At 38.8% G+C, this 24,597-nt stretch carries 25 protein-coding genes and 2 tRNA genes; 12 read left to right on the top strand and 15 right to left on the bottom strand.

What is annotated here, in order from left to right; all coding sequences use genetic code 11:
* Nucleotides 1-2: 2 nt before the first annotated feature.
* Nucleotides 3-1,142 carry a CHAT domain-containing protein gene (locus L2567_RS14430; RefSeq protein WP_235298503.1) on the bottom strand — a complete coding sequence of 380 codons (1,140 nt, stop codon included), beginning with the start codon at nucleotides 1,140-1,142 and terminating at the stop codon, nucleotides 3-5.
* Between the two features lie 190 nt (nucleotides 1,143-1,332).
* Here L2567_RS14430 and L2567_RS14425 point away from each other — a divergent pair, with 190 nt between their 5' ends.
* Nucleotides 1,333-4,302 (top strand): DNA polymerase III subunit alpha, encoded by a 2,970-nt coding sequence (locus L2567_RS14425; protein WP_235298502.1) that lies wholly within the window; start codon nucleotides 1,333-1,335, stop codon nucleotides 4,300-4,302.
* A gap of 460 nt (nucleotides 4,303-4,762) precedes the next feature.
* On the opposite strand, the gene L2567_RS14420 is transcribed toward L2567_RS14425, so the two are convergent.
* Nucleotides 4,763-4,836: transfer RNA gene (locus L2567_RS14420), tRNA-Met, on the bottom strand.
* A 271-nt stretch (nucleotides 4,837-5,107) separates the two neighbouring features.
* On the opposite strand from L2567_RS14420, the gene L2567_RS14415 reads away from it, so the two are divergent.
* Nucleotides 5,108-5,446, top strand: coding sequence for a BlaI/MecI/CopY family transcriptional regulator (locus L2567_RS14415; RefSeq protein ID WP_235298501.1), 339 nt, complete (start codon nucleotides 5,108-5,110; stop codon nucleotides 5,444-5,446).
* 82 nt (nucleotides 5,447-5,528) lie between these two features.
* Here the strand turns inward: L2567_RS14415 and L2567_RS14410 are convergent, their stop codons facing one another.
* The 4 genes from L2567_RS14410 to L2567_RS14395 form a co-directional block, all read right to left on the bottom strand.
* The gene (locus L2567_RS14410) at nucleotides 5,529-6,131 is read right to left on the bottom strand and encodes a ribonuclease HII (protein WP_235298500.1); all 603 of its coding nucleotides are present in this window, start codon (nucleotides 6,129-6,131) and stop codon (nucleotides 5,529-5,531) included.
* 17 nt (nucleotides 6,132-6,148) lie between these two features.
* Entirely contained in the window at nucleotides 6,149-7,243 is a 1,095-nt protein-coding gene (locus L2567_RS14405; protein WP_235298499.1) for an OmpA family protein, read from the bottom strand.
* 107 nt (nucleotides 7,244-7,350) lie between these two features.
* On the bottom strand, nucleotides 7,351-7,734 hold the full coding sequence (locus tag L2567_RS14400; RefSeq protein WP_235298498.1) for a SnoaL-like domain-containing protein: 384 nt from the start codon (nucleotides 7,732-7,734) through the stop codon (nucleotides 7,351-7,353).
* A gap of 120 nt (nucleotides 7,735-7,854) precedes the next feature.
* On the bottom strand, nucleotides 7,855-9,336 hold the full coding sequence (locus L2567_RS14395; protein ID WP_235298497.1) for a tetratricopeptide repeat protein: 1,482 nt from the start codon (nucleotides 9,334-9,336) through the stop codon (nucleotides 7,855-7,857).
* 50 nt (nucleotides 9,337-9,386) lie between these two features.
* Here L2567_RS14395 and L2567_RS14390 point away from each other — a divergent pair, with 50 nt between their 5' ends.
* A complete protein-coding gene (locus L2567_RS14390) occupies nucleotides 9,387-11,120 on the top strand; it encodes an AMP-dependent synthetase/ligase (RefSeq protein ID WP_235298496.1) in 1,734 nt (577 codons plus the stop codon).
* Between the two features lie 3 nt (nucleotides 11,121-11,123).
* Here the strand turns inward: L2567_RS14390 and L2567_RS14385 are convergent, their stop codons facing one another.
* The 5 genes from L2567_RS14385 to L2567_RS14365 all read right to left on the bottom strand — a co-directional run bounded on the left by L2567_RS14385 (nucleotide 11,124) and on the right by L2567_RS14365 (nucleotide 13,774).
* Complete coding sequence (locus L2567_RS14385) at nucleotides 11,124-11,498, bottom strand: Dabb family protein (protein WP_235298495.1); 375 nt, start codon at nucleotides 11,496-11,498, stop codon at nucleotides 11,124-11,126.
* Nucleotides 11,499-11,523: 25 nt separating this feature from the next.
* Nucleotides 11,524-12,090, bottom strand: coding sequence for a 3-keto-disaccharide hydrolase (locus L2567_RS14380; protein ID WP_406626706.1), 567 nt, complete (start codon nucleotides 12,088-12,090; stop codon nucleotides 11,524-11,526).
* Nucleotides 12,091-12,332: 242 nt separating this feature from the next.
* Nucleotides 12,333-12,548: a hypothetical protein gene (locus tag L2567_RS14375; RefSeq protein WP_235298493.1), complete on the bottom strand. Its 216-nt coding sequence runs from the start codon at nucleotides 12,546-12,548 to the stop codon at nucleotides 12,333-12,335.
* Nucleotides 12,549-12,844: 296 nt separating this feature from the next.
* Nucleotides 12,845-13,264 carry a DUF2147 domain-containing protein gene (locus tag L2567_RS14370; protein WP_235298492.1) on the bottom strand — a complete coding sequence of 140 codons (420 nt, stop codon included), beginning with the start codon at nucleotides 13,262-13,264 and terminating at the stop codon, nucleotides 12,845-12,847.
* A gap of 180 nt (nucleotides 13,265-13,444) precedes the next feature.
* A complete protein-coding gene (locus tag L2567_RS14365; protein ID WP_235298491.1) occupies nucleotides 13,445-13,774 on the bottom strand; it encodes an MGMT family protein in 330 nt (109 codons plus the stop codon).
* Nucleotides 13,775-13,796: 22 nt separating this feature from the next.
* Between L2567_RS14365 and L2567_RS14360 the strand changes: the two genes are divergently transcribed.
* The gene (locus L2567_RS14360; protein WP_235298490.1) at nucleotides 13,797-14,363 is read left to right on the top strand and encodes a hypothetical protein; all 567 of its coding nucleotides are present in this window, start codon (nucleotides 13,797-13,799) and stop codon (nucleotides 14,361-14,363) included.
* On the opposite strand, the gene L2567_RS14355 is transcribed toward L2567_RS14360, so the two are convergent.
* Both L2567_RS14355 and rsmA read right to left on the bottom strand, forming a co-directional pair.
* The gene (locus tag L2567_RS14355) at nucleotides 14,360-14,809 is read right to left on the bottom strand and encodes a GatB/YqeY domain-containing protein (protein ID WP_235298489.1); all 450 of its coding nucleotides are present in this window, start codon (nucleotides 14,807-14,809) and stop codon (nucleotides 14,360-14,362) included. The two genes, L2567_RS14360 and L2567_RS14355, sit on opposite strands and share 4 nt — an antisense overlap.
* Nucleotides 14,799-15,572 carry a 16S rRNA (adenine(1518)-N(6)/adenine(1519)-N(6))-dimethyltransferase RsmA gene (rsmA, locus tag L2567_RS14350; protein ID WP_235298488.1) on the bottom strand — a complete coding sequence of 258 codons (774 nt, stop codon included), beginning with the start codon at nucleotides 15,570-15,572 and terminating at the stop codon, nucleotides 14,799-14,801. The genes L2567_RS14355 and rsmA overlap by 11 nt, the downstream gene beginning before the upstream one ends.
* A 166-nt stretch (nucleotides 15,573-15,738) precedes the next feature.
* Between rsmA and pdxA the strand changes: the two genes are divergently transcribed.
* Complete coding sequence (gene pdxA, locus L2567_RS14345) at nucleotides 15,739-16,803, top strand: 4-hydroxythreonine-4-phosphate dehydrogenase PdxA (RefSeq protein WP_235298487.1); 1,065 nt, start codon at nucleotides 15,739-15,741, stop codon at nucleotides 16,801-16,803.
* A gap of 77 nt (nucleotides 16,804-16,880) precedes the next feature.
* Here pdxA and L2567_RS14340 read toward each other — a convergent pair whose 3' ends face one another.
* Entirely contained in the window at nucleotides 16,881-17,414 is a 534-nt protein-coding gene (locus L2567_RS14340) for a glycoside hydrolase family 73 protein (RefSeq protein WP_235298486.1), read from the bottom strand.
* A gap of 160 nt (nucleotides 17,415-17,574) precedes the next feature.
* Between L2567_RS14340 and L2567_RS14335 the strand changes: the two genes are divergently transcribed.
* The 4 genes from L2567_RS14335 to L2567_RS14320 are packed head-to-tail and all read left to right on the top strand — an operon-like array spanning nucleotide 17,575 to nucleotide 21,014.
* Nucleotides 17,575-18,186 (top strand): DNA-3-methyladenine glycosylase family protein, encoded by a 612-nt coding sequence (locus L2567_RS14335; protein WP_235298485.1) that lies wholly within the window; start codon nucleotides 17,575-17,577, stop codon nucleotides 18,184-18,186.
* Nucleotides 18,186-19,118, top strand: a complete 933-nt coding sequence (locus L2567_RS14330) for a M14 family metallopeptidase (RefSeq protein WP_235298484.1) — start codon at nucleotides 18,186-18,188, stop codon at nucleotides 19,116-19,118. Before L2567_RS14335 ends, L2567_RS14330 begins: the two co-directional genes overlap by 1 nt.
* Nucleotides 19,105-19,578, top strand: a complete 474-nt coding sequence (locus L2567_RS14325) for a hypothetical protein (RefSeq protein WP_235298483.1) — start codon at nucleotides 19,105-19,107, stop codon at nucleotides 19,576-19,578. The genes L2567_RS14330 and L2567_RS14325 overlap by 14 nt, the downstream gene beginning before the upstream one ends.
* Nucleotides 19,579-19,610: 32 nt before the next feature.
* Nucleotides 19,611-21,014 carry a hypothetical protein gene (locus L2567_RS14320; protein WP_235298482.1) on the top strand — a complete coding sequence of 468 codons (1,404 nt, stop codon included), beginning with the start codon at nucleotides 19,611-19,613 and terminating at the stop codon, nucleotides 21,012-21,014.
* 129 nt (nucleotides 21,015-21,143) lie between these two features.
* Here the strand turns inward: L2567_RS14320 and L2567_RS14315 are convergent, their stop codons facing one another.
* Entirely contained in the window at nucleotides 21,144-22,436 is a 1,293-nt protein-coding gene (locus L2567_RS14315; RefSeq protein ID WP_235298481.1) for an amidohydrolase, read from the bottom strand.
* A gap of 238 nt (nucleotides 22,437-22,674) precedes the next feature.
* On the opposite strand from L2567_RS14315, the gene L2567_RS14310 reads away from it, so the two are divergent.
* The 3 genes from L2567_RS14310 (at nucleotide 22,675) to L2567_RS14300 (ending at nucleotide 24,465) form a co-directional block, all read left to right on the top strand.
* Nucleotides 22,675-22,752 (top strand) — tRNA-Val (locus tag L2567_RS14310).
* 223 nt (nucleotides 22,753-22,975) lie between these two features.
* On the top strand, nucleotides 22,976-23,536 hold the full coding sequence (locus L2567_RS14305) for a tyrosine-type recombinase/integrase (RefSeq protein WP_235298480.1): 561 nt from the start codon (nucleotides 22,976-22,978) through the stop codon (nucleotides 23,534-23,536).
* 218 nt (nucleotides 23,537-23,754) lie between these two features.
* Nucleotides 23,755-24,465 (top strand): hypothetical protein, encoded by a 711-nt coding sequence (locus L2567_RS14300; RefSeq protein ID WP_235298479.1) that lies wholly within the window; start codon nucleotides 23,755-23,757, stop codon nucleotides 24,463-24,465.
* Nucleotides 24,466-24,597 lie beyond the last annotated feature (132 nt).

The following is a 24,597-nucleotide window of genomic DNA, read 5'->3' as shown; positions in this document are numbered from 1 at the left end:
CTTTAGATTAAATTGTATTCTATTAATTTGCCTTTGATTTTCCTGCCAAAGTGAAAGCTTAACAGTGAAAAAGTTGTACACAGTGACAGGAAAATGGACATCAGTTTTCGAAAATCTACCTTACTAGAAGTTGTTACCGTTTGATCAGCACCATAATGTTGATAACCACCCCAATGAAAAGGATGATCTTCATTTTTTAATAAAACTTCATTCCTGTAGTTCAGTATTGCCTGTCTCAACGCTGCGCTGGTGCTACTTCCGGTGAGTAAACTTTCATAAAATTCATATGAAATAAATGAGGCTATTCGGTCATCTACTTGCCATAGATTAGCCACCGCAGAATTTACTCCGGCATCCAAAAAAGCTTGAACCACCTCCGCGCTATAGCAAGTATTGATAAAGGCCAATCTGGAATTAAGATCAAACTTTCTGATCTCTTCTGATCGCAGGATTTCCATATCATCATTAATCAATAGCCCTCCCGGTAAGCCATGGGAAGAAATATGTAAAATATCTGCCTCAGAATAGTTGCTACGGAAGTGATTAAATTGAAGCCTCAAATTTTCTTTTTCAAATTCACTATTGAGGGTTTTTAGACCTGTGAATTGAGGTGCGAAATGATATAATGACAACTCTTGTGGATCGATAAGTTCAAGCTTGGATCGGTTATGAAGCTTTCGGTCAGCAATAATCGATATTTGGTGATTCTCTATCAAATATTGTCCATGGTCATCTAGCAAAATATTCCAGGGAATTTGATGATGCAGTGCTCCTGGTATTAGGATTAAACGAGAGGTCAATGATTTTTCGATGGGTGAAATGAGCTGGTCATATAAATCTCTAAGTATCAACTGAAGCTGATCTGCATTGTGCCAGTAAGGATCTGTTTCAAACTCTAAATACTCCTTTCGAAGAAGGCCAATGGCAGAGTAAAGTTGACTGATATTCAGATCATAAACTTCTTTTTCTCTTTTGTTGACGAATTGGGCTGAGTCAAAAGTAAAAATGAGAATGGATTCCGTTGAATCCATTCCCGATAGAATCTCCGACAATTCTAACCTTGTTTCTCGGTTTTCAATGTGGTTAACGTTGGCGTGTGTGCTAATGGGTATCCATAGAAGCACGGTCAGTAGTCGGAGCATGTTTACAAAGGTTTTTTATCAAATACACTTCAAAAGTAATGTAGAGGTGGCCTACGGCTTTTTCTAATTACGAAGTTGACACATGTATATTTATCTAATATGTATAGGCGCGCAACATTTTTAACATGTTTGCTTGCAAAACTGTATATTTGTCGATATTTTAGTCATTTAATGTCGAATTTATCGTCTTATGTTTTTGAATTGCCACACCTATTATTCCCTGCGCTACGGCACCCTTAGCCCTCAGAAGCTGGTTCAAACCGCAGCTGAAATGAATCTAAAATCCTTAGTGTTGACTGATATTAACTCTGCCTCGGCTGCTTTTGCATTCGTCAGCGCCAGTCGGAAAGCGGGCATTAAGCCGATCCTGGGGATTGAATTTCGAAGTAATGAGCAGGGGGAGGTTCATACCAACTGTGCAGGGGCAAAATTCAGGTATGTTGGAATTGCCCGGAACCGTGAAGGCTTTAAGGAGCTTTGCGCATTGCTGACTCAGGCTTCCTTTAACAAAGGTGGATTACCGGAACAGCCACCTGTTTCCAAAAATGTAATTTACATCTATCGTAAACTCATCAAGCCTATTCAGCAATTCACCACCAATGAATACATAGGTGTCAGACCTGAGGAGGTCAACAGATTATATACCTCAGATCTAAAGGCCTATCAAGAAAAATTGGTGGTGTACAGTCCGGTGACCTTTCAGAGTGATGACGAGTTCAAAGCACATCGGATCCTGCGCTGTATCGATCTTAATATTGTCATAGGAAAACTAAAGGTCTCGGACTGCGCTAAATCATCTGAAAGACTGTTCAGTAGCAGTGAACTATTCGAACGTTTTCAAAATTTTCCTCAGATCATTCGCAATACCCAAATGATTTTGGAGGACTGTGAAGTTGAATTGGAAAGCACATACTTGAACAATAGAAGAAGTTTTACCAAAGATAAGCAAAGCGATTATACATTGCTTTGCAGACTGGCGGTTGAAGGGTGTTTTCAACGATATGGACGTGATCACGAGGGTGCATTGGACCGCACCTTGAGAGAACTAAAGGTGATCGACAATATGGGTTTTTCCTCTTATTTTCTGATCACGTGGGATATCATAAGGTATGCCCGAACCAGAGGCTATCATCATGTTGGAAGAGGTAGTGGCGCCAACTCCATTGTTGCTTACAACTTAATGATTACAGATGTAGATCCTCTGGAGCTGGATCTGTATTTTGAACGCTTTATTAATCCACACCGCAGTTCACCGCCAGATTTTGATATTGATTTTTCCTGGGATGAAAGAGATGATGTGACAGCGTATGTTTTTCGCAAATATGGACGACAACATACCGCCCTGCTTGCGACCTACAATACATACAAAGGAAAATCAATTGTTAGAGAACTCGGCAAAGTGCTAGGCTTGCCCAAAAGTGATATCGATTTGATTGTGGACCATCCCCTTGATAAGGAGAAGCACCATCCTTTCGCTGAACATATCTTTAAGTACGGAAAGATGATCGAGGGCTTTCCGAATTACCTTTCCATACATGCAGGAGGCATCATTATTAGCGAAGAGCCTATCAGTTATTTCACGCCCTTGCAACTCATGCCAAAAGGGTTTCCCATTACCCACTTCGATATGTATGGGGCAGAAGACCTGGGCTTTCATAAGTTTGACATTTTAAGTCAAAGAGGTCTGGGTCACATTAAGGATGCGGTGGACCTGATCTTCAAAAATAGGGGAGTGTCAGTGGATATTCACCAGATAGAAAGAATAAAGCGGGACCAAAAAGTTCGACAACAATTGCACAGCGGACAATGTATTGGTTGCTTTTACATTGAATCGCCGGCCATGCGAGGCTTACTCACCAAATTAAGGTGCGATAACTATGTACATCTGATCGCAGCCAGCTCCATTATCAGGCCTGGAGTGGCCAAGTCTGGTATGATGCGTGAATATATTCGCAGATTTCATAATCCCGATTCCTATGAACACATTCATCCGGTGTTTGAAAAACATCTGGGTGAAACCTACGGCGTGATGGTTTATCAGGAGGATGTCATGAAAATCATTCACCATTTTTCTGGGTTGGGCCTTGATGAGTCTGATGTTCTCCGTAAAATCATGACTGGTAAGAAAAAAAATTCGGCGACCTTTGAGCGGCTAAAGCAAAAGTACTTTAGGAATTGTTCTGATCGTGGATATCCAAAAGAATTAACAGCGGAGGTTTGGCGTCAGATTGAAAGTTTTAGTGGTTACTCTTTCTGCAAAGCACATTCTGCAAGTTTTGCAGTGGAATCCTTTCAAAGTCTGTATCTGAAAACTTATTATCCACTTGAATTTATGGTGGCTGTCATCAACAACTTCGGCGGTTTCTATTCTACAGAATTATATGTGCATGAAGCCAGGATGCAAGGTGCCGATATCGAGGCGCCCTGTATAAATCGTAGTGAGTACCTGACCAGCATCGATGGAATCACTATCTATATAGGTTTGGTACATATCTCAGACCTGGAAAAAAATCTTGCAGAGCATATTGTATCCGAACGAAATAGGAACGGTCACTTTAGTAGTCTACAAAACTTTGTACATAGAGTAGATGTAGACAAAAATCAATTGGAAATCTTAATCAGAATAGGCGCCTTTAGATTTACAGGACTTAACAAGTATCAGTTGATGTGGGAGAAAAACGCCGTGCATCAACCACAGAGAAAGCATATTGGAACGGGCTCCTTTTTCGAGCCACAGAAGGATACCTTTGAGCTACCCGTTCTTACTGAGGGTCCGTTTGAGCAGGCTTTTGATGAACTTGAACTATTAGGGTTTACTTTACGATCACCTTTCGATCTGTTGCAGACGGATTTTCGAGGTGAAATCATGACCAGGCATATGTCCCAATATGTTGGATCCACCGTTGATATGTTAGGCTATTTCGTCACGAGAAAGAATGTCACCACAGTCAATCGTAGATTGATGAATTTCGGAACCTGGATTGATTGTGAAGGGCAATTTTTTGACACTATCCATTTTCCACCATGCCTGGCAGAATATCCCTTTAAAGGCAAGGGATGCTACATTATAAGGGGAACCATCGTTGAAGACTTTGGTTTCCCCAGTTTAGAAGTAGAGAAAATGGATTTGTTGCCGTATGTAAAGGACACGCGGTATTGACTTGCAAAAGGATCTACTTCATGATTTCACTGGTCCTTTTAGTGTGATCTGTCTTTAATGGTCTAAAAAACTTGGCGCAATTTGTAGGATAGTCTTCTGTAAGGGTCGCCCACAGTTGTGGTTATATGGTATGGTCCAATGACTTAGTATTCAATTGAGTTTTCTCTGGTGTATTTCAATAAAATAAAAAAGGGATGCGGATTCTTTGTCAGTAGTACACCAAGAAATCTTTTACGAAATAGCTTTTGGGAAATTTATTCTAAATATTTCTGGTGGTCCTCCTCAATCAGTGGACAGCTATAAAATTCAGTATTGTAAGAGATGCAATCATAAAACTGAAGCTCCAGGGAACCTGAACTATAAATTGAACAGGGCCGGGAAAGGATGTCCGGGTTTTGGAAAGCTGCGGAAAAAAGAAACGGACTACCAGTTTATTCTGAAAGTCCGTTAAAGTTTGTTGTAGCGTGGGGGAGACTTGAACTCCCGACCTCAGGATTATGAATCCTGCGCTCTAACCAGCTGAGCTACCACGCCATTTTTTTATGTCACTTGTCTTCATCCTCGTGAAAACAAATAGTCGTCTTTTCATCGGCGACCCTTTGCTAAATTTCAAGGAAAAAGTTTCTTGGTGCTAATTGTAAGAAGCCAATCACTTCTGATTTAGCGGCTGCAAATATAATGGATTTTTCATTCTTGATTCAAACAATAGTGATATTTTCTTCGTTGGCTAATGACCTGGTGAATTAGTGTTGAACAATAGGATAAATGTCAGGGCATTTTCTATATTTAACTAAAACTTAGTTGAATGATTCGAAGATTTAATCCGAAAGAAGAAAAGGTCATGTATATTCTATGGAAACTAAAAAAAGCATTTGTTCAGGACATTTTAGATGAGTTTCCCGACCCCAAACCACACTACAATACTGTGTCATCCATAGTACGGAAGCTGAAAAGTGAGGGCTATATCGGTCACAGATCATACGGACGCTCACATAAATACTATGCAATTGCTAAGAAAAAAGCTTATAGGGCTGCCCTTTTCGAACACTTATACAAGGACTACTTTGGGTCCAAAAAGAAATTTGTGAGATACACTTGTGAGCAACTAGGCATTTCGAAAAGAGACTTGAAAAATATGATTTAGTAAAATAAGCGAAAGCTTAGCTAAGCTTTTAGTATAAGATTATGTGCTAAATCAAAAACATGGATCAACTTAAATATTCTCATTAAAACAATTGACCTTGCTCCCAGGAAGGGTGCAATCTGAAGGATTTCCGATGATGGATACATGGACCATTCTCTAAAACTGCTTTTCTATGACGCTCAGTCGGATAACCTTTATTATTTATCCAATCAAAATATGGATATCTCTTGTGAAAAGATTCCATATAAATATCCCTGTACGTTTTTGCCAAAATTGAGGCGGCGGCAATAGAATTATACTTACCATCACCTTTTATGATGCAGTTATAGGTGACCGACTGGTAGGGCTTAAAACGGTTACCATCGATCAACAAATGCTCTGGTCTACATGCTAACTTATCGATTGCCAAATGCATGGCTTTAAATGACGCATTAAGTATATTGATCTTATCTATCTCGGATGGGTTAACTTTAGCTACTGCCCAACTAACAGCCTCTTTCTCGATGACTGGTCTGAGCGCATCCCTCTGTTTGCGATTAATCTTCTTGGAATCATTGAGAAATTCGTGCCTAAAATCGGCTGGCAAAATGACTGCTGCAGCAAATACAGGACCGGCAATACATCCTCTGCCCGCCTCATCACATCCAGCTTCCAGGGCACCTTTTTTGAAGTAAGGTAATAACATGAAGACAAAGGTATAAATTACAATGCAGTGATCAGAATTTCAACCCTGCGATTAAGTTGTCGACCCTTTTCGTCTGCATTATTAGCAATAGGCATATTACTCCCGTATCCTTTAAAGTCAATTCTGTCTGACGAGACGCCATTGTTGATGAGGTATTTGGTAACTGATTTAGATCGTTGCAAGGAAAGCTCTTCATTATAATCCGATTCTCCTTGTATGTCTGTATGGCCATGAACTTCGATTCTCATATTCGGATGCTCTTTAAGAATCTGTCTTAATTTATTCAACTCCACATAACTTCTAGGGAGCAAATCACTTTTATCCAGATCAAAGTAGATGTTCTTTAATTGAATCTTTTTACCAACTTCCAATGATTGCAGGGTTATGTCATCTTCAGGAATTTCTTCCTCTATAAATGGAGGTTGCTTGTAAAGTGAAACTTTATCAATGTAGTAATAACTGAATTCATACTTCGCTTCATCTCTCAAAACGCTACATTGTTCATCACTGAAAAAGTTTCCTAAAGTGATATAATCATACGCCTCATCAGCCACAAATGTGTGTTTGATCTGAGCCCATTGACCCTTTATTGGCCTTACGATATCCGAGGAATAAATCTGTGGCTTTGCAGTTATGACCTGATCATCACTTTGACTTATATCCTGGTGCGTGAATACGGCCCCTAATCTGTCAATGTAGAGACTGCCTTCCAAATGGCTTACGTAGTAACTCAGCTCATATTTTTGACCCTTTACAAGAGGCTCACTCAACTGAATGTGTAAATATTCCCTGCAGTGCGGTTTTCCATCAGCACATCCAAAAACAGTAATGCCCACCATTGCACTTCCGTCAAATGGTTTGATGGCTCCGAAGCCTTTTTTCTGCCAATGTTTCGGAACGACAATCCCTGGACCGAATGCATCAGGAGAAGCAAGAGTAGGAGAAGACCAATATTTTACAAGCCTTGTAAATTGACCACCATTATAAAACCATCCAAGTGGAACACCACTAAATTCCTCAAAACTGGAATTAGGAACAATGTTATGCCTTTGGCCAGAGAGGCCCGACATGGTCATAAAAACCATCAGTAGTATTAGTGCATTGGTTTTCATAAAAATCTAACTATAAATCACTTAGATTATTGTTTGTAATTTCAATAACTTTCTATTACAATCAAAGGATTATCAGAGATTTATAGCCAGATGACGTCTAGTTTCCATTAACCCATTTGAGGAGGAGGACCCAATTGGTAGTAAAATTCTTCTTTCACAATTTGACCGTCGTCGTTCCAATGTTGGACGGCCACCTCTTCCATTTTCATTCTACCCTGACCCTTCATTGTCACATCTGTAGTTGACTGGACCATGGTAACTTTCGAATCTTCATCAGATGTAATCGCACCGATGGACCCACCATGATGTTCCTGTGTCATTTCAAACCAATCTTTAATGGCTTTTCTTTGCGCATCTTTCCCTTTTCTGACCTCGCCCGTCGGTTTCTCGATGATTTCACAATCTTCCGCATAATATTTCTCAAATGCTTCCATCACCTTTCCTTGTGCCATCATTTTATTCATTTCAGTAATTCTTTGCTTACAATTCATCCTATTTAGTTTTTAGTGTTAAACAATTCTGAAATTTAACTTAATTCTATTGAAATCACTTGAATTTTCGATCAGTAAATACGGCAAATAGACGATTGCCACACTTATCTCAAAATTGAATTAAAGGCGGTTTAATCCTGCTTTTGCTTTTTGATGGAGGCTACTTTTATATTCTGGGGGATCCAATTGCAGGCAATGCCTGAAATAATCTTCTGCCAGTCCATCCTGTTCTTTTGCTTCGTATAGTATGCCTAATTGAAGTGCAGAGCTGCAGCTATAATATTCATTCAATGCTTGGGCATTATTGACGCAATAACTAAAATGAACGATCGCCTGCTCCACTTGATTTATCTCTTGATAAATTCTGCCTTTTCGATAAGAGTGTTCCAGAACTTCTATTGAAGTGAGTGAATTAATATCAATATCTGAAAGGATTTTCAGTGCTCTGTCGAAATATCCTCCATCGAATAATATTCTGGCTTTTAAAAGAAAATGATTGGGAACCATCCCTGAATTTGCTTCTTCAGCTTCCTTGAGCGCAGACTTATCTTCGTCTATCCGATCCACTCCATTTTCTAAACACATGGTCATATACTGCTTATATAGGGATCTATTTTCAAGTACAACTAAGGCATGCCATGCCAATTTTCTATACGCGTCCTTGAAATAGTCCTGGCCTTCAAAATTTTGAATATAGGATTTCAGATATACATCAGCATCGGAATCCAACCGACTGAGTTTGGCGGAGCCCAACATTAAATCAAGGTAATAAAATGGAAAAAATCGCGGAGATCTGGTTCGTTTTCTTAAAATTTCAATAGCATGGTCATTCTTCTTGCAATTAATCGCTGCATTGGCCATTAAAAAAGTGGCCATCGGATTATCATCTCTTGCCAACTCAGAATGTACTAAGAAATTCCACGCTTTTTCTTTATCATTTTTGAGGTGTAGAGTAACCATGCCCTTAATTGCAATGGCTTCTTTACGAAAGAGATAGTTTTCATCAGTTTTTTCAAGTACCTCCGTAATTTCTCGAAGTCCCTGATCAATTGTTCCTGAAAAATTAGTCACCAGACTGATGATTCCTTTGTACTTGTCCGGTATAGTTCCTGCCACTGCATGCAGGATGCTAAGGCTTTTCTTATTAGATATAAAATCAGGAAACAACTCTTGATTTCTATTGAGCATGCCAATGGCCTTGTTCACCTCCCGAGCTGCAGTAAAATATTCCTGAAATTTAAGTCTTGTCATAGCCCATTGAAGATGAACTTCTGCCTGAGAGAACAAATAGTAAGGATCTGACGGGTCCCCCTGCTGAAGTTTTTTTAGTCTTAAATTTTTATTGGGCTCCTTTGCTCTAAATTCTTCCTCTTCTTCACTAATAAAGATGCTGATAAAATCAATGTAGTTTTCGATGTGATATACCAGTACATTTTCAGGTTGTTCTCTTTTAATCTTTGCGATCAGCTCCTTACCTTCCTCAAATCTCATTCCCACGATCAAGTCATAAGCTTCCTTATGATATGTTGTTATTTCAAAACCCGTCCGAGCCTGAAGGCTGAAAGTCATTGAAAATCCTATAAAGACTAAAACTGTTTTCATAGCTTTCTCAATATAAGCGATTTTTACATGCAATTTTTTACCTTAGGATTATGGAGCCATTAAAGTTCATCCACGATATTCCATTTTATCAAAAAGCAAAGTATCCTAACGAACGAGCTTTATGCACCTTTGAAAACGAAGAATGGGTAGAAATAAGTATTCATGAAATTTGCGACCAAATTTTAAGATTGAGTTATGGTTTGGCCAAAAAGTATAACAGAACAAATATTGGAATATTTGCAGGATATGGTTCACCGTATTGGAATATTGTAGATTTTGCCATCATGCATTCAGGAAACGTTTCCGTTCCTATTCATGGAAATGTATCTAAAGAAGACCTTGAGCATATCATTCAAGATGCACAATTGGAGGTCATTTTCGTTGGTGGAGATGAACAGCTATCCCAGCTAGACGAATCATTACTCACTTATAGTCTGGAAAGAATAGGAGGTAAAAAGCACTATTCTGCGTTGTTTTCGGAGGCTTCGGATACAGTTGCCCGACCTACTTCTGAAAATGACCTGGCTACCATTGTTTACAGCTCTGGTTCCACAGGACTTCCTAAGGGCGTGATGTTGTCGCACAATAACATCATCAGCAATATTAAATCTGTCATCTCACTGTTGCCGATTCACCATAGACATATCTCGGCAAGTTATCTACCACTTTCACATATCTTTGAAAGGACTGCAGTATTTACGTATATGACAGTGGGTGCTAGTGTTTATTTTATTAAAGACCCTAAAAATTTAGTAACCTCTGTTAAAGATATCAGACCTCATTATATGACTAGTGTGCCCAGGGTGCTTGAGAAGGTTTATACGCACATTTATCGTGGGATTAAGACTTCCGGTCCTGTTAAAAAACGAATCATCAAGTGGGCATTGAAAAGCAGCAAAAAAGGGAGAAAGCATAGTGCGAATCCTCTCAGAAGATTCGAGCTGCTCATATGCGACCTTTTAGTCTTCAGGCGCTGGAGAAAGGTGCTTGGTGGGCGACTGCAGGGAATTATTGTTGGCGCAGCTGCTATGCCCGCCCATATATCATACTTGTTCTATGATGCTGGAATTAAGATACGGGAAGGTTATGGATTAACTGAAACCTCGCCTATCGTTTCTTTTAATCGTTTTGAGGCTGGTGGAAACAAATTTGGCACTGTAGGAATACCCATCCCTTCTGTTGAGGTGTGTATAGAAAATCCGGATGAAACTGGAGCAGGTGAAATACTTGTCAAAGGTCCAAATGTAATGTTGGGCTATTACAATAATCAGGAATTAACTGATGAGAAAATTGATGAGCAGGGCTTTTTCCATACAGGAGATGTAGGCCGGTTTGTTAAAAAACGGTTTTTGCAAATTACAGATCGGCAAAAGAATATCTTTAAGACTTCAAGTGGACAATATGTTGCTCCTCAAGTTTTGGAAAACAACCTGAAGGTTATTGACCTGATCGATCAAGCTATGATCATTGGGTTTAACCGACCGTTCATCACTGCTTTAATCATTCCCAATTTCAAAGCTCTGGAAGATTGGTGTCAAGTTAACAATGTACATTGGACTGCTCCACAATACATGGTCTTACATCCAAAGGTGGTTGAAAAATATCTGGAACTAATAGATAGGGTCAATGCCAAACTAAAAAGACATGAGGCGATCAGAAGTTTTCATTTGCTGCACGAGGAATGGTCTGTAGACAGCGGAGAATATACACCAACTCTTAAATTGAAACGAAAAACAATTCTTGAAAAATTCGAGAAAGAAATAAACAGGATGTACGAAGTTTAATTCTTATTCCAGTATTGTATCATACACTTGTACCTTTGTCCAAAGATCACTTGATTCCTCAATAAATTTTACATGAATGGGGTCTTCTTGGTAAGCATCATGATCTTCTGTATTTGCGAATTCTACGATCCAGGCATAGGTATATGAATTATCAACAACATCACGAGGTGTACCTGCTGGTTTGCCCCATTTATAACTATGTATAGAAGGGGTCTGGCCAAGTTTCTCCATTCCCTCTTCGAAAAACTTAGCTTCCTCTTCGGTCAGATCATCTTTCATCCAAAAAAAGACAGTATGGACAAATGTGGGCTCTTCAACCTTTTGACTACAAGAAATCAAAAACAATAGTAAAGTGATGCAGGTAATTAATTTGCCCATTGTGTTTCGCATATTATTTTAAACATTATAGTTCTTTAATTTTAATATCCTTCCATTTTACTTTAATTCCACCCCCATCATGGATTTGCAAAGCTATTTGCCCTTGGGCATCACCTATTTTTTCGTCGGTGATAGATATCATTTCTGTACCATTTAGCCAGGTAGTGACTTGATCACCTATAGCTCGAATTTTCATTGTATTCCATTCTCCCATTTTTAAGGCAGAATCTTTAGCAGGGTCCGGCTTAATCAACCAACCTCTCCCATAGGATTCGTAAATCCCACCAGTATTCATACCGGGAGGAGCCACTTCAGCTTGCCAGCCTGTAATTTTGGTGCCCTCTATAGACGATCTTATAAAAATGCCGCTATTTCCTTCCGCCTCCTGTAAAAAGTCCACACTTAACTCAAAATCTTTAAAGGTTTCTTCTGTTCCTAAATAGCCATAAGCCTTATCCGGTCCACTTTCACACACCAGTTCACCTTCTTCATTAACATACCATAACTCTGTTCCATATTTAATCCAACCATCAAGGTTTTCACCATTAAATAAAGATTCCCATTCAGATGAGTGTGCATTCTTGCCAATCATTTCTCCTGAAATTGGTTTTTGTGTATTACATGCCAACAAAATGATTAATGCAAAGGCAGCTACCATAAATTTCATATCCTATTTTTTGCTAAAAATAGTAATTTTTATAGATCAATGCTAATTGATGAAATGCTTACATCATGCCGGATTGTATGAAAGGATAATATAGAAAATAAAAAGCCCTGAAACGTTATGTTTCAGGGCTTTCTTTACTACCCTTTTTCGGGCATTATTACGTTTTACTAAGCAACAGCATATCCTAAAATATTCTGAATGCTGATAGCGGATGGTTCGAATTTTACCTTCGGTAATTGATCTACTGTCGCTTTAAGGGCTTCGTAATCGTTGTGAAGGTTTGGATCTTCATTAATGGCGAAGTCCATTTCGAAGTATTCACATACCTCTACCTCTTTGTAAATAAAACGTAATAAATCTAGTTCGGTGTAAGATTGCATCATATAGTCTGGTTTGGTTTATATTATTCATTCCTATCTTAAACAGATCGAAAAAATATTTTATTGTGCGATACACGTGTGACAGACAAATAAAATTAATGATAATATATGGAGTAGTTTCAGAAGACAATCATGTTCGAAATTGACTTTTATAGACAATTAATCATTTCACCTACATAAAAAGGGAAAGATGATTGAAACCATCTTTCCCCATACGCTTATATACATCCCAAATTAATAGGAATTATATTCTATAAATATACGCTTAAATTGATAATTACGGTTTTTAATTTGGCAATTTATTCTACTCGGTACCAATTTTGATTCCTTCCAAGAACGGAAACTCCGACATATCCGCGTACCTTCAAAGTGTTGTCATCCTCTAACCATACACTGGCTTTATAAATCTTCCCCTTGGCCGGATCAATGATTGATCCATAACTCCAATAGTCTTTATATGGCTCTAAATCCCATAAAATATCCATATCAATCAAACTTTTGCCGGCTCTTTCTCCAGGGCATGGTCCACAAACCTCAGTAGTAGCTGCAGGAAGTAGTTTGACGACTTTCCCATAAAATTTTCCATCTTTTTCATAGATTTCTACATGTGATTTTGCGTCACCAGTCTCATCATCAATGGTTTTCCAAACGCCAACCGGGCTTTGTGCGGAAAGAGCCAGTACGAATAAGAAAGCAAATAAAAAACTTAATTTTTTCATTATTGTAATTTTAAATTTTGTTTTAATTCTATGCTGAATTGCTCAACATTTGTCCAAAGCTAAAAATATCAAATCTTAAAGAATAATTTCTCAAAACAACGCTTTAACACTATTTTAATCTACTCACAACTGGTTGTTTCCATCTTTGCTGAGAAAGGGTTCCACTGAAGTAGTCCATCTTCAATTGTAAATTTCTTGTGGGTGCCAAAATAGATCTTTGAAGTTAACAACCTTATTGTTTTCGACCTCTACGCCTTCTGACCGCAGTAGTTCTGCCATCATGTCCGGGTGCCCGAATGCATTTCTGCCACTCAATTCTCCTTTACTATTGACCACCCGGTGAGCAGGAACGATGTCTTCATATTTAAAACTATTCTTCATGGCCCATCCCACCATTCGAGCAGAACCCAAAGCAAGAAAGTCTGCGATTGCCCCATAGGTTGAAACGCGACCTTCTGGAATCAGCCTTGCAGTTTCTAAAACCTGATCAAAATAATGCGGTCTTTTCATAACAGTCATTTACATTTGCAACATGTTAAAAACAAAAGTAATTGCTTCTTCGATAAGCAACCTCACAGATGCCAGATATTTTGCAGCCTGGGATGTGGAAGCTATTGGATTTGATTTGCAGGAAATTTCGGTGATGCAGGTCAATGCTTTTAAAGAGTGGATCAGCGGACCTGTCATTATAGGCCAATTTTCCTCCATTCAAGACCCGGAATCTATTCAAAGTGTTGCAGACAACTTAGATCTTGATATCATACAACTGGACCATTTTTCAACATTAGATTGGTCTTTTAACAGGCCCGTATACAAAGAGGTGTTGATAGAGGAATGGCAACCCATAGAAGCCGATGCCCTAATTCTCAAATCGGGTAATCCCCATTTTTCAATCGAAAAAAATGAAGCGCTCCTTACTGACATCTGCGCAACATCTTCTTGTTACCTGGACCTTAACATAAGCGTCGAATCATTAGACCTTATTCTTACTGCTATTAAACCTATTGGCATTGTGTTAAGGGGCGGCGCAGAAGAGAAAGTCGGATTTAAATCCTATGATGAATTAGATGAAATCGTGGAAGCGTTGGAGATCAACTAATTGTTTAACTCTTCCTTCACTACACTGGCAATGGTCTTACCGTCTGCTTTTCCGGCTAATCTCTTGTTGGCCGCACCCATCACTTTGCCCATATCTTTCATTCCGGAGGCTCCTGTCTGTGCAATTACTTCTTTAACGTGAATCCTTATTTCTTCCTCTGACAATTGCGCGGGCAGATATTTTTCAATCACTTCTATTTCTTCCCTCTCTGTTTGAGCCAAATCATCCCTCCCCTGTTTTTCATAGATTTCTAAAGAATCCTTTCTTTGTTTAACTAATTTTTGGAGCAACTTAATCTCAGCAGCTTCATCTACTTCTTTTCCGCTACCATCGGTTTTCATTAATAATATGGCTGCTTTTATCGCTCTTATACTTCTAAGTGCAGGCTGATCCTTTGACTTCATGGCCGCTTTAAGGTCGGTCATCAACTTTGTTTCAAGACTCATGGTCTAAATTTTTTGTTAGATATATATAATCCTGAACTGATAATTGTTCCGGTCTTTTCATTAATAACTCATCATTTTGGAAATTGGTTTTTTGCACCATAGATTTCAGGGTATTTCTTAGCATCTTTCGTCTTTGATTGAATGCTGTTTTGACAATGTGCTTGAATAAGGATCTATTGTAGTCAAACTCTAAATTCTTTTTTCTGGTCAATTTGATGACTCCTGAATCCACTTTTGGAGGAGGATTAAAAACATTAGGGGGTACTTTAAAAAGTAATTCTCCTTCATAAATGGCTTGGGTTAAAACACTGATCACGCCATACTTCTTACTTCCGGGCTCACTGACGATCCTTTGAGCTACCTCCCATTGGAACATGCCCACCATTTCAGGAACCAGCTCAAAATATTTAATAATTCTGAAGACTATTTGAGAGGAGATGTTATAAGGAAAGTTACCGATAACAGCTAACGGTTCATGGTCGAATACTCTTCTAAGGTCAGCCTTTAGAAAATCAAAATGGATAATCTGACCCTCCATATCAGGAAACTTCTTATGCAAAACCGTAACCATATCCATGTCGGCCTCTATTAGCTTCAGGTTGATGCCTTTGCGCTTTAGCTTCTCAGTCAGTACACCTTGCCCGGGACCTACTTCTAAGACATTCATGCCGTCCGTATAAGTAAGTGCTTCTACGATCTGATCTGCGAGGTGCAAGTCTGTTAAGAAATGTTGGCCGTATGATTTTTTAGCCTTGTAACCCATTTACGATTTACGATTTACGATTTACGATTTACGATTAAGTAAATTGGCTTACAGTTGAATAGTTCATTCTTGTATTGTGAATTTCCCAATTTTTAAATTTGCAACGAAGATAAGAATTCATAAGGCTTTACATGTGAATTATAGAGAAATCGTTAAGTTTGCCGATATGGAGAATATCAAAGTAGGCATCAGCATAGGAGACATTAATGGCATCGGTCCTGAGGTCATCATAAAAGCGCTATCTCACCAAAACTTACTTAAAAACATAACCCCTATAGTATATGGCTCATCAAAGGTTATATCCTATTATAAGAACATTCTGAATTCTGACATTTCTTATTCCAATTGTTCAGATGTGGAAAGGGCTCAAGAAGAAAAGGTGAATATTATTAATTGTTGGCAGGACACTGTTCATATCAATCCAGGCCTACAGGAAGAAAATGGAGGCAAATACGCTTACATCGCCCTTGATAAAGCTGTCAAAGATTTGGTCGAAAGTAAAATCGATGCATTGGTTACCGCTCCGATCAATAAGAAAACGATGAAAATGGCAAACTTTCCTTATCCGGGCCACACCGAATATGTGACAGAAAGAGCCGGTGCTGAATCCTCACTAATGCTCATGGTTTCAGAATCTATGAGATTGGGCCTGGTCACCGCTCACATGCCTCTTGCTGAAGTAGCTGCATCCATCACACCAGAACTAGTCGAAGAAAAATTGATAGCACTCTATCACACATGTAGGAACGATTTTGGAATAACCAAACCTACTATTGCTGTTTTGGGACTTAATCCGCATGCGGGTGATGAAGGCTTATTGGGAGATGAAGAAGACAAAGTTATTAATCCTGTGCTCATCAAACTTAAGAAAAGTGGCCACTTGGTTTACGGGCCGTTTGCTGCGGATGGCTTTTTTGGTTCTGGAAAGTATAAAAAGTTTGATGCCATTTTGAGTATGTATCACGATCAGGGCTTAGTGGGGTTTAAAGCTTTATCCTTTGGTCAGGGTATCAATTACACAGCCGGTCTTAATGTCATCAGAACATCACCGGATCATGGAACAGGATATGAGATAGCCGGAAAATCGGAGGCCAATGAATCTTCTTTTGTAAATGCTTTAAAACTGGCTGTTGATATCGCCAGATACAGAAAAGAGTTTCAAGAACTAGAGGCCAATTCCCTGCACAAACAAAAACAGCAAAAGCGAACCGAAGAAGAAGAAAACAAATAAAATTTGCTCATCTAGGATAATTGCTCATCCTCAAGATTGGTTTATTGTCCTCCCCAGCCGCTTTGCTGCCGATCGAGTTAGTTAGCTCTTGAACTGACATTCCAGTTTCTTGGATCTTCCCAGGAATCATAGACTGCCAGATTATATTTTTCAATTATTCTTATCAATTTTTGCGTATACCGCTTGTCTGTAGCGTAACCACATTCCTTTAAACCGTTCGCCCAGCCAATGTGGTCATTTCTTTTAAGTTGAAACAACTTTTGATAGTGAGCGGAGTACTTTAAAAAGTTAGAGTGATCGATAAATGAATCCTCCACAAAATCATATGCTCTAAAGCACGATTCTATTAATTCACCACGATTGTTCCGGTCATCATCTACATGATAGTATGATCTACCTCTCCAGTAGGACTTGCACTTAATGCCAAAGTGATTATTAGAATTACTTGCCAGATTACTGGTTCCGCTTGCAGATTCATGGATGGCTTGAGCAAGTGTTATACTTGCAGGTACTCCTGTTCTATACATCTCTATAATCGCTAAATCTCTATAGGTATCGATGTAAGAATGAGTCACCGCATCTGTGACTTTAAAGCTGCAAATAGTTATCATTATTAACAGTAAACTAACTAACTTCATACTCTATCATGTTATGTTTACTTGAATTGCAAACCTTATGCCAAAATCTGTAAAGAGATGTAAGCATGCTTTTCATGCGGCACGGTAATCGTTGACTACCAATATGACTATTAGAGTATCAAAAAAAAAGATCATGGCTTCATTAGCACAAGCAAAGGAGGTTTTACAAAAAGATCCTGTCATGCGTAGGATCATCCACATTGAAATTGATGTACCCTTTTTCGATGGAGATGTGAACGCCTATCTTTACTCCTCGATCATATCTCAGCAGTTATCTACCAAAGCTGCCGATGCCATCTATAGCCGATTTTTAAATCATTTCGATGGTAATTCACCATCACCTGATCAATTATTAGCAGTTGATTTTGAAAGCCTCAGAAGCCTGGGGTTATCCAATGCCAAAGTCAGGTATATCAGTAATGTGGCGGAACATTTCAAAACCAATTCCGTAGAACCGCAGCATTGGCATAAGAAATCAAATGACCAAATTATTAAGGAGCTGACGGCTATCAAGGGTGTAGGAGTTTGGACCGTTCAAATGGTGCTCATTTTTTGCCTGGCCCGCAGAGATGTATTTCCTATACTTGATTTAGGTGTGCGGAACAGTGCTATTGATCTATATAATTTGACAGGAGAGAAACAGAAAATCAATCAGCAACTATTAGAAATAGCTGAAGCCTGGCGACCTTTCAGATCATTCGCTTCCTTATATTTGTGGCGCTGGAGAAATCTTGGAATGTCATAATGGAAAGAAAGATAGGGGAATATATCGGAGAAGATAGGGGACCACTGGTCATATGTATCGGTGGAATTCACGGAAACGAGGTGGCCGGTATCACTGCGCTTGAAAGGGTCTTGAAAATGTTAAGAAGAGAACCCATCAGAAATCCTGAATTCACCTATCGAGGCAAATTTGTGGCCATTCGCGGTAATTTGCAAGCAATAGAGGAAGGAAAAAGATTTATTGATAAAGATCTTAATAGAAATTTCCTGGGTGCACGATTAAATAAATTGGCGTTCCCTGAATTTGCCGAAGACAAAGAAGCCATCGAGATTATTCAGTTGGTAAAGAAAGAAATTACTGAATATCAACCAAATAAATTATTGATATTAGATTTACACACGACCTCCTCTCCAGGTGGGATTTTCACGATCGTACCAGAGCACAATAAAAGTCTTAAAGTAGCTTTGTCCATGCATGCCCCTATTATAAGGGGAATGGCCAAAAGGGTCAAGGGTACCACCATGCAATATTTTACTTCTGAAAAACTCGGCGTTCCTACCAAGGCTATTGTTTTTGAATCCGGACAACATGATGATCCCAATGCCGTTACGCTGGCAGTTGCAGCCGTGATTGCAGCCCTCAGATCACTTGGTTGTGTCAAGGATGACGATGTGGAAAGTCGACATGATCTACTCCTTAAAACCTTTTCTGAAGACCTGCCAGCCCTGGCAAGAATGGTGATGAAGCACTCCGTGAAACATGGGGATGGCTTTAGGATGAATCCGGGTTATGCTAATTTTCAGAGAGTTCAAAAGGGAGAAGTCGTCGCTACAGATGCGAACGGAGATATTATCATACCTGAGGATGGCTATATTCTTATGCCTTTATACCAAAGCCAGGGGGAAGACGGATTCTTTTTACTAAAAAAAATCGAAAGAAATGAAGTTCATTAGTGAAGACACCATCAATCCTGTGATCGATGAAATTTCTGATCAAAATGAGGTTTTCGAGGAAAAAATGCTCGAGTTTTCAGAAGCACAGCCTTTTCTACTTGCTTTTTTACTATCTGAGGGTTTTGACGTACTGGAAGAGCAGGAAAAAAGCATGCTCTTTTACCTTTCAATGATCATCTACCACAGCGTTACAAGGGAATATCCAGAAATCGATACCGTTACTTTAGAAGAAATTCAGGAAGTTGATGAGAAAAACTGGACCATCGTTGACCAAAATAAATTTAAGACCACTAAACAAATTGCAGACTTTTTCTTTGATGGTTACCCTCAGGAAGATTTACTCGCCTTTGTAGAAGATGCGTTGATGGAGGATGAAGAATACGAACTTTCCTCCATCGGCCGAAATGTGATTTTTGTTTCATTAAAATCATTTATCGACGTCCTTGACCAACAATATTAAGGGTTTCGACGTTTATTTTTTAACTTGATGATATGAAAGGCTTTTTTACATTTTGCTGCATTTTTGCTTTTTTTGGCTATGCCAATGGCCAAAGTGTAACCGTATCAGAAGATATCAGTTTAAGATCTGACTACTTATATGACATTCTAGGCAAGGTTGATGACAAAATCCTTTTATACAGAGACAAAGGTTTTAATCATGTTCTTCAAATCTTCGATGATAATCTGTGGCAAAAAGAAAGTGTTGAACTTCAATTCGAGAAAAAAAGAATTTCCGTTGTAGGGCTATTAAACAGTGATGACTACTTCACTTTTTACTATAGTTATAGACGCAAAGGGGATCAGGTCTTGGCTTGTAGAAAATTCGATGGAAATGGTGCTCTTTTGGACACCGCCACGATTAACGTTACCAATGCCTTACTAGACTTTCAAAAATATTATTTCACGGTTTCCAGGAATAAGCGGTATGCTGGGATATTTAGTTTTGACAACGATAATTCAATGAAAGTCCTAATATTTGATGCTGAAAACATGGAAGTCAAATGGGCAAATACGTATGCATTTGACTTTTCATATGTAAGACGTGATTTCAGAGAAATTCAGCTTTCGGATAATGGTGGCGGAGTAATGGTTTTTCAAAGAAACGAATTTACAGTTGGCAAGCCCAATGAAAGCATAGAGGCTTTTTATATGGATCCCAATAGTGGTGCAGTTACCCAATTAATCGTTCCTTTTGGTGATAAGTTTATCATTGACTACCAATTGGCCTATGATAATACCAACAGCCGATTAGTGTTGGCCGGGCTATATGGTGATAAGTTCCGGAGTAGGGCTGATGGTTATTTTATGTTGGTAGAGGGCGAATTAAAATTCAATGCATTTGGTCCTGATTTATTCAAAGAGTTAGAAAAGAACAGCAAGCGCAAAATCACCTTTTTAGAAGACTATGAGGTAGCAGATATTATCGTGAGAGAGGATGGTGGTATCTTGTTGGTTGCTGAAATGAGGCGTGAATTTTCCAGAAAATCAAATATGATTGAGGGTCGCAGACAGTCCTTTGATATCAGAGCCTATGTGGATTATTATCATGAAGATCTGGTTGTTTTTGCTATTAACCCCGATGGAAGTTTACATTGGCAGGAAGTTTTGCGGAAAAAACAATTCTCACAAGATGATGGTGGATTTTTTTCTTCTTATTTCGTTTTTAAGTCGCCAACGGAACTACGATTTATTTTTAATGATGAGATCAAGCAGGATAATACTGTCAGTGAATACATATTAAATCCTATTGGTGATAATGAAAGAAACATTGTCATGAATACAGAGTACCAGAAACTAAAGTTGCGTTTCCGCGAAGCAGTTCAAATTTCAACGAGGGATTTCATCGTTCCCAGTGAAAGAAATAGCAAGTTTAATCTAGTAAAGGTTAGTTTTTAGGTCAATTTTACATTCCAATATATCGCTGTAATTTTAGATTTGAAACCACAATAATATTTGAAGATTTTTTTAGCCCGTTGCTTTCTCTACTTAGATAAATCTTTACCTATTCCAATTAGTTTTAATTCATCAATTATTCATTTCGCCGTAATCCAATGCTAAATTGGTCAGTGTCTTCACACCTAAAATCAGACCTGATTCGTCAATAAAAAAATCGGGAGTATGATGTGGAAAAGCTTCATCTTCTCCAACATCGAGCGGTCTTCCTCCTACGAAGTAAAACAAGCTAGGCACTTTCTGAGCATAGAAAGCGAAGTCTTCGGCCCCTGTGATCGCTGGAATTACCCTCACATTTTCCTCACCTGCTGAGCGAAACAGGGTGGGGAGCATTTTCTGGGTTAGTTCTCTGTCGTTAAACGTCACAGGTGGGCCCTTGCTAATTTCTACTTCCACGGTCGCACCTTGACTTGCGGCAATATGCTCTGCAGTCGATTTTATTTTCTCATGTATTTTATCCTGCATATCGGTATCCAGTGTCCTTATGGTCCCCACGAGCTCTACTTGCTCAGGAATAATATTGTTTCGGACACCACCGGTGATCTTTCCTACGCTGATTACTGCAGCCTCTTTAGTGAGGTCTACTTGTCTGCTCACGATGGTCTGCAATCCTATAATGATCTGGGCAGCTGTAACTATCGGGTCCACTCCACTCCAAGGACGAGATCCATGCGTTTGCTTCCCATTCACTTTTATCACAAAGCGATCTGCTGCTGCCAAGATACCTGCAGGTTTATAATCGAGCTGGCCTACCGGCACACCAGAACTAATATGTTGACCGAACATCACTTCTATACCGTATTTTTCTATTAGTCCTTCTTTAACCATGAGCTTAGCTCCACCTTCTTCTCCCGGAGGTGCACCTTCTTCCGCAGGCTGGAAAACGAAGACTATTTTTCCTCTAATCTCATCCTTCATTTCAGTTAGGACTTTTGCTGTTCCGAGCAACATAGCTATGTGGGTATCGTGTCCACAGGCGTGCATGACGCCCACTTCGTTTCCGAGATATTCTGATTTCTCCTTACTTGCGAATGCAATAGGCGTGCGCTCTGTAACTGGAAGAGCATCGATATCCGCTCTCAAACCAATAGTTGGGCCCGGCTTTCCACCTTCCAGAACTGCTACTACCCCAGTTTTGGCGATTCCTGTATCTGGCTTCAAACCAAGTTTTCTTAGCTCTTCGGCAATACGTTCAGCAGTTTTGAATTCTCTATTTGATAGTTCAGGGTATTGGTGAAAGTGTCTTCTCAGTTCAATTACTTCGTTGTTGTATTTTTCGGCAAGTTGGTTTACTTTTTCATTGTCTTGAGCCGTCATCAGGGTGATGGTGGTCAATAAAAGGAGTACGTTGGTTAGAATACGCATAGTTTATCTTTTTATTTACCAATGTAACAAAAAGTTGACGACTTATGCGTCTAAGTTTTAGCTGTAATCATACCTTGATCATTGGTATGAAATTATCTGGATTACAGCTTTTGAATTCTTAAAATATTATTTGGTTAAGAAAAAAAGGAAGCCTATATTTGCAGTCGCTTAAGAAAAAGGGAAGCCTTTTTGATCAGCTTAAGTTGAAGTTTGGCTTCGTTTAAGCAATAGCAAATAAGGGAGATTAGCTCAGTTGGTTTAGAGCACCTGCCTTACAAGCAGGGGGTCACTGGTTCGAGTCCAGTATTTCCCACCATGGCTATAGGGGGTTTCAGCGTTTCGGCGTTGAGACCCCTTTTTCATTTTCAAACTATTTTCAAACAAAACATCGTATTGAATTGTAACACTATAAAGTATAGTGTTTCAACATCTCACAAATTCCTGACAGCTAAAAAAGAAAAAGAATGGGGTAGGGGGCTTGTTTTGAAACACTATTCATAAGTTTTGTTTCAATCGCTGTTTTCTGCTATATTTCGTCTATGGATTTATACACGGCCGACCGGCAAAAAAAATATCTGACTGCAGGTGAATGTGAGCAATTTAAAAAAGCTTGCGATAAGCTTGACGGGAAGAGTAGGGTGTTTGCCCTCATGCTTTATCATACCGGGTGCAGAATTAGCGAAGCTCTAAATTTGAGAAGAGGGGATATAGATCTGTCCTCCGGGTTCGTCCATTTTGAAACCCTCAAGCAACGAAAAAGCGGTAAAATCAGAAAAGTACCGCTTCCGCCGGCTTTTATTCGTTCCATAGATGACGTGTACGATATACGGTCCAGGAAAAACCTGAATACGCAACTCTATGGGCTTTCAAGAACCACAGGGTGGCGCATAATCGGTAAAGCCATGGAAAAAGCAGGCATTGAGGGCGCTCAAGCTTGCCCAAAAGGATTACGTCATGGCTTTGCGCTACGGTGTATCGAGAACAACATAAGTCTAACGATGATCCGGACGTGGATGGGACATGCTTCACTCGAGACAACAGCTATTTACCTAGACCTGCAGGAAAAAGAAGCTCGCGAGCTCATGGGGCGGATGTGGTGATAAAAGAATTTGTTATCCATAATTTGGTAAATGAGTTTTTTTTATTATTTTACAAAAACCATGAATTCCACAAATATCATTTCATTTTCTAGTAAATCTGTATTCTAGCCATTAGGCTATAAAGAATATCATCATAATAGTTTAAAACGACTTCTCATTAGTCAAGCTCTTGATGCTAAAGAGTTATTTCATTCATTTTTTCAGATAAACTTATTGATTTGAATACTTCTAGGAAAATATGCATTTTTCTTCTGCTAATAATTTCTAGCAATAGTATTGCACAAAAATTAATTGATGGTATTAAAATCGATTTTGCGCACTCAGAGTCGACAGTTGACACAAGGTTAACGCATTTAGAAAATAGATTTGGCCAGACAGTTTTAGAAATCATTCAAGAGAACGAGTTCACAAGAGACACAGAACTCTATTTAGGGGTATCTGCTCTGTTACGTATATATTCATTTTTAAGACTTGAGTCAGGGATAGGCTACTCCTTATTAAACCATGATTTTAAAATACCAATAAAAGCACAAGAATATTTTACTGTGGGGGATAAAAGGCTTTACCTTAATGAGTCCTATAATGACAATAGAATACAATTAAGTTTAGCACCTTATTTTTCGCATTCTTTTGGAAAATTCACGCCATTTATAAGCTTTAACTTCTTATACAATATCTCATTTCATAAGTCGATTAAGCCTTTAGGTATCCCAGAAAAAGTATCTAAAACTAAGATTAATTTATCTGGATATGAGCTTATTCCGGAGTTAGGTATTAAGTATGGTCGTATAAGCGTAAAATTTGGTTATCGATTACTAAATAGAGCCTTTAATGACCCTGCTATTTTTGATCCCGAAGTAGAAATAAGCAAGACCAACCCAACTAAATATAGAATGACAATGTCATTCTTTTTATATAATAAAAATTAATTATATGTTTAAATTTTCAACTTTCTTATTACTAATTCTTTTATTCCCAATCTCAAAGATTAAGAGCCAAGTCATCACCAAACAGGTCGCACAGTCAGAAAATATCCAAGACTATATCCCTTTCAACCTAGA

It is taken from the genome of Portibacter marinus (genome assembly GCF_021533195.1).
GTDB classification, from domain to species: Bacteria; Bacteroidota; Bacteroidia; order Chitinophagales; family Saprospiraceae; genus Portibacter; species Portibacter marinus.
Note: the sequence above shows the minus strand (reverse complement) of the source record. Positions and strands in the feature narration are given on the sequence as shown.

Excerpts from the sequence above, each read along its gene's own strand:
- L2567_RS14430 (WP_235298503.1), bottom strand. The coding sequence starts at position 1,142 with ATGCTCCGACTACTGACCGTGCTTCTATGGATACCCATTAGCACACAC.
- L2567_RS14425 (WP_235298502.1), top strand. The coding sequence starts at position 1,333 with ATGTTTTTGAATTGCCACACCTATTATTCCCTGCGCTACGGCACCCTT.
- L2567_RS14415 (WP_235298501.1), top strand. The coding sequence starts at position 5,108 with ATGATTCGAAGATTTAATCCGAAAGAAGAAAAGGTCATGTATATTCTA.
- L2567_RS14410 (WP_235298500.1), bottom strand. The coding sequence starts at position 6,131 with ATGTTATTACCTTACTTCAAAAAAGGTGCCCTGGAAGCTGGATGTGAT.
- L2567_RS14405 (WP_235298499.1), bottom strand. The coding sequence starts at position 7,243 with ATGAAAACCAATGCACTAATACTACTGATGGTTTTTATGACCATGTCG.
- L2567_RS14400 (WP_235298498.1), bottom strand. The coding sequence starts at position 7,734 with ATGAATTGTAAGCAAAGAATTACTGAAATGAATAAAATGATGGCACAA.
- L2567_RS14395 (WP_235298497.1), bottom strand. The coding sequence starts at position 9,336 with ATGAAAACAGTTTTAGTCTTTATAGGATTTTCAATGACTTTCAGCCTT.
- L2567_RS14390 (WP_235298496.1), top strand. The coding sequence starts at position 9,387 with ATGGAGCCATTAAAGTTCATCCACGATATTCCATTTTATCAAAAAGCA.
- L2567_RS14385 (WP_235298495.1), bottom strand. The coding sequence starts at position 11,498 with ATGGGCAAATTAATTACCTGCATCACTTTACTATTGTTTTTGATTTCT.
- L2567_RS14380 (WP_406626706.1), bottom strand. The coding sequence starts at position 12,090 with ATGATTGGCAAGAATGCACACTCATCTGAATGGGAATCTTTATTTAAT.
- L2567_RS14375 (WP_235298493.1), bottom strand. The coding sequence starts at position 12,548 with ATGATGCAATCTTACACCGAACTAGATTTATTACGTTTTATTTACAAA.
- L2567_RS14370 (WP_235298492.1), bottom strand. The coding sequence starts at position 13,264 with ATGAAAAAATTAAGTTTTTTATTTGCTTTCTTATTCGTACTGGCTCTT.
- L2567_RS14365 (WP_235298491.1), bottom strand. The coding sequence starts at position 13,774 with ATGAAAAGACCGCATTATTTTGATCAGGTTTTAGAAACTGCAAGGCTG.
- L2567_RS14360 (WP_235298490.1), top strand. The coding sequence starts at position 13,797 with ATGTTAAAAACAAAAGTAATTGCTTCTTCGATAAGCAACCTCACAGAT.
- L2567_RS14355 (WP_235298489.1), bottom strand. The coding sequence starts at position 14,809 with ATGAGTCTTGAAACAAAGTTGATGACCGACCTTAAAGCGGCCATGAAG.
- rsmA (WP_235298488.1), bottom strand. The coding sequence starts at position 15,572 with ATGGGTTACAAGGCTAAAAAATCATACGGCCAACATTTCTTAACAGAC.
- pdxA (WP_235298487.1), top strand. The coding sequence starts at position 15,739 with ATGGAGAATATCAAAGTAGGCATCAGCATAGGAGACATTAATGGCATC.
- L2567_RS14340 (WP_235298486.1), bottom strand. The coding sequence starts at position 17,414 with ATGATAACTATTTGCAGCTTTAAAGTCACAGATGCGGTGACTCATTCT.
- L2567_RS14335 (WP_235298485.1), top strand. The coding sequence starts at position 17,575 with ATGGCTTCATTAGCACAAGCAAAGGAGGTTTTACAAAAAGATCCTGTC.
- L2567_RS14330 (WP_235298484.1), top strand. The coding sequence starts at position 18,186 with ATGGAAAGAAAGATAGGGGAATATATCGGAGAAGATAGGGGACCACTG.
- L2567_RS14325 (WP_235298483.1), top strand. The coding sequence starts at position 19,105 with ATGAAGTTCATTAGTGAAGACACCATCAATCCTGTGATCGATGAAATT.
- L2567_RS14320 (WP_235298482.1), top strand. The coding sequence starts at position 19,611 with ATGAAAGGCTTTTTTACATTTTGCTGCATTTTTGCTTTTTTTGGCTAT.
- L2567_RS14315 (WP_235298481.1), bottom strand. The coding sequence starts at position 22,436 with ATGCGTATTCTAACCAACGTACTCCTTTTATTGACCACCATCACCCTG.
- L2567_RS14305 (WP_235298480.1), top strand. The coding sequence starts at position 22,976 with ATGGATTTATACACGGCCGACCGGCAAAAAAAATATCTGACTGCAGGT.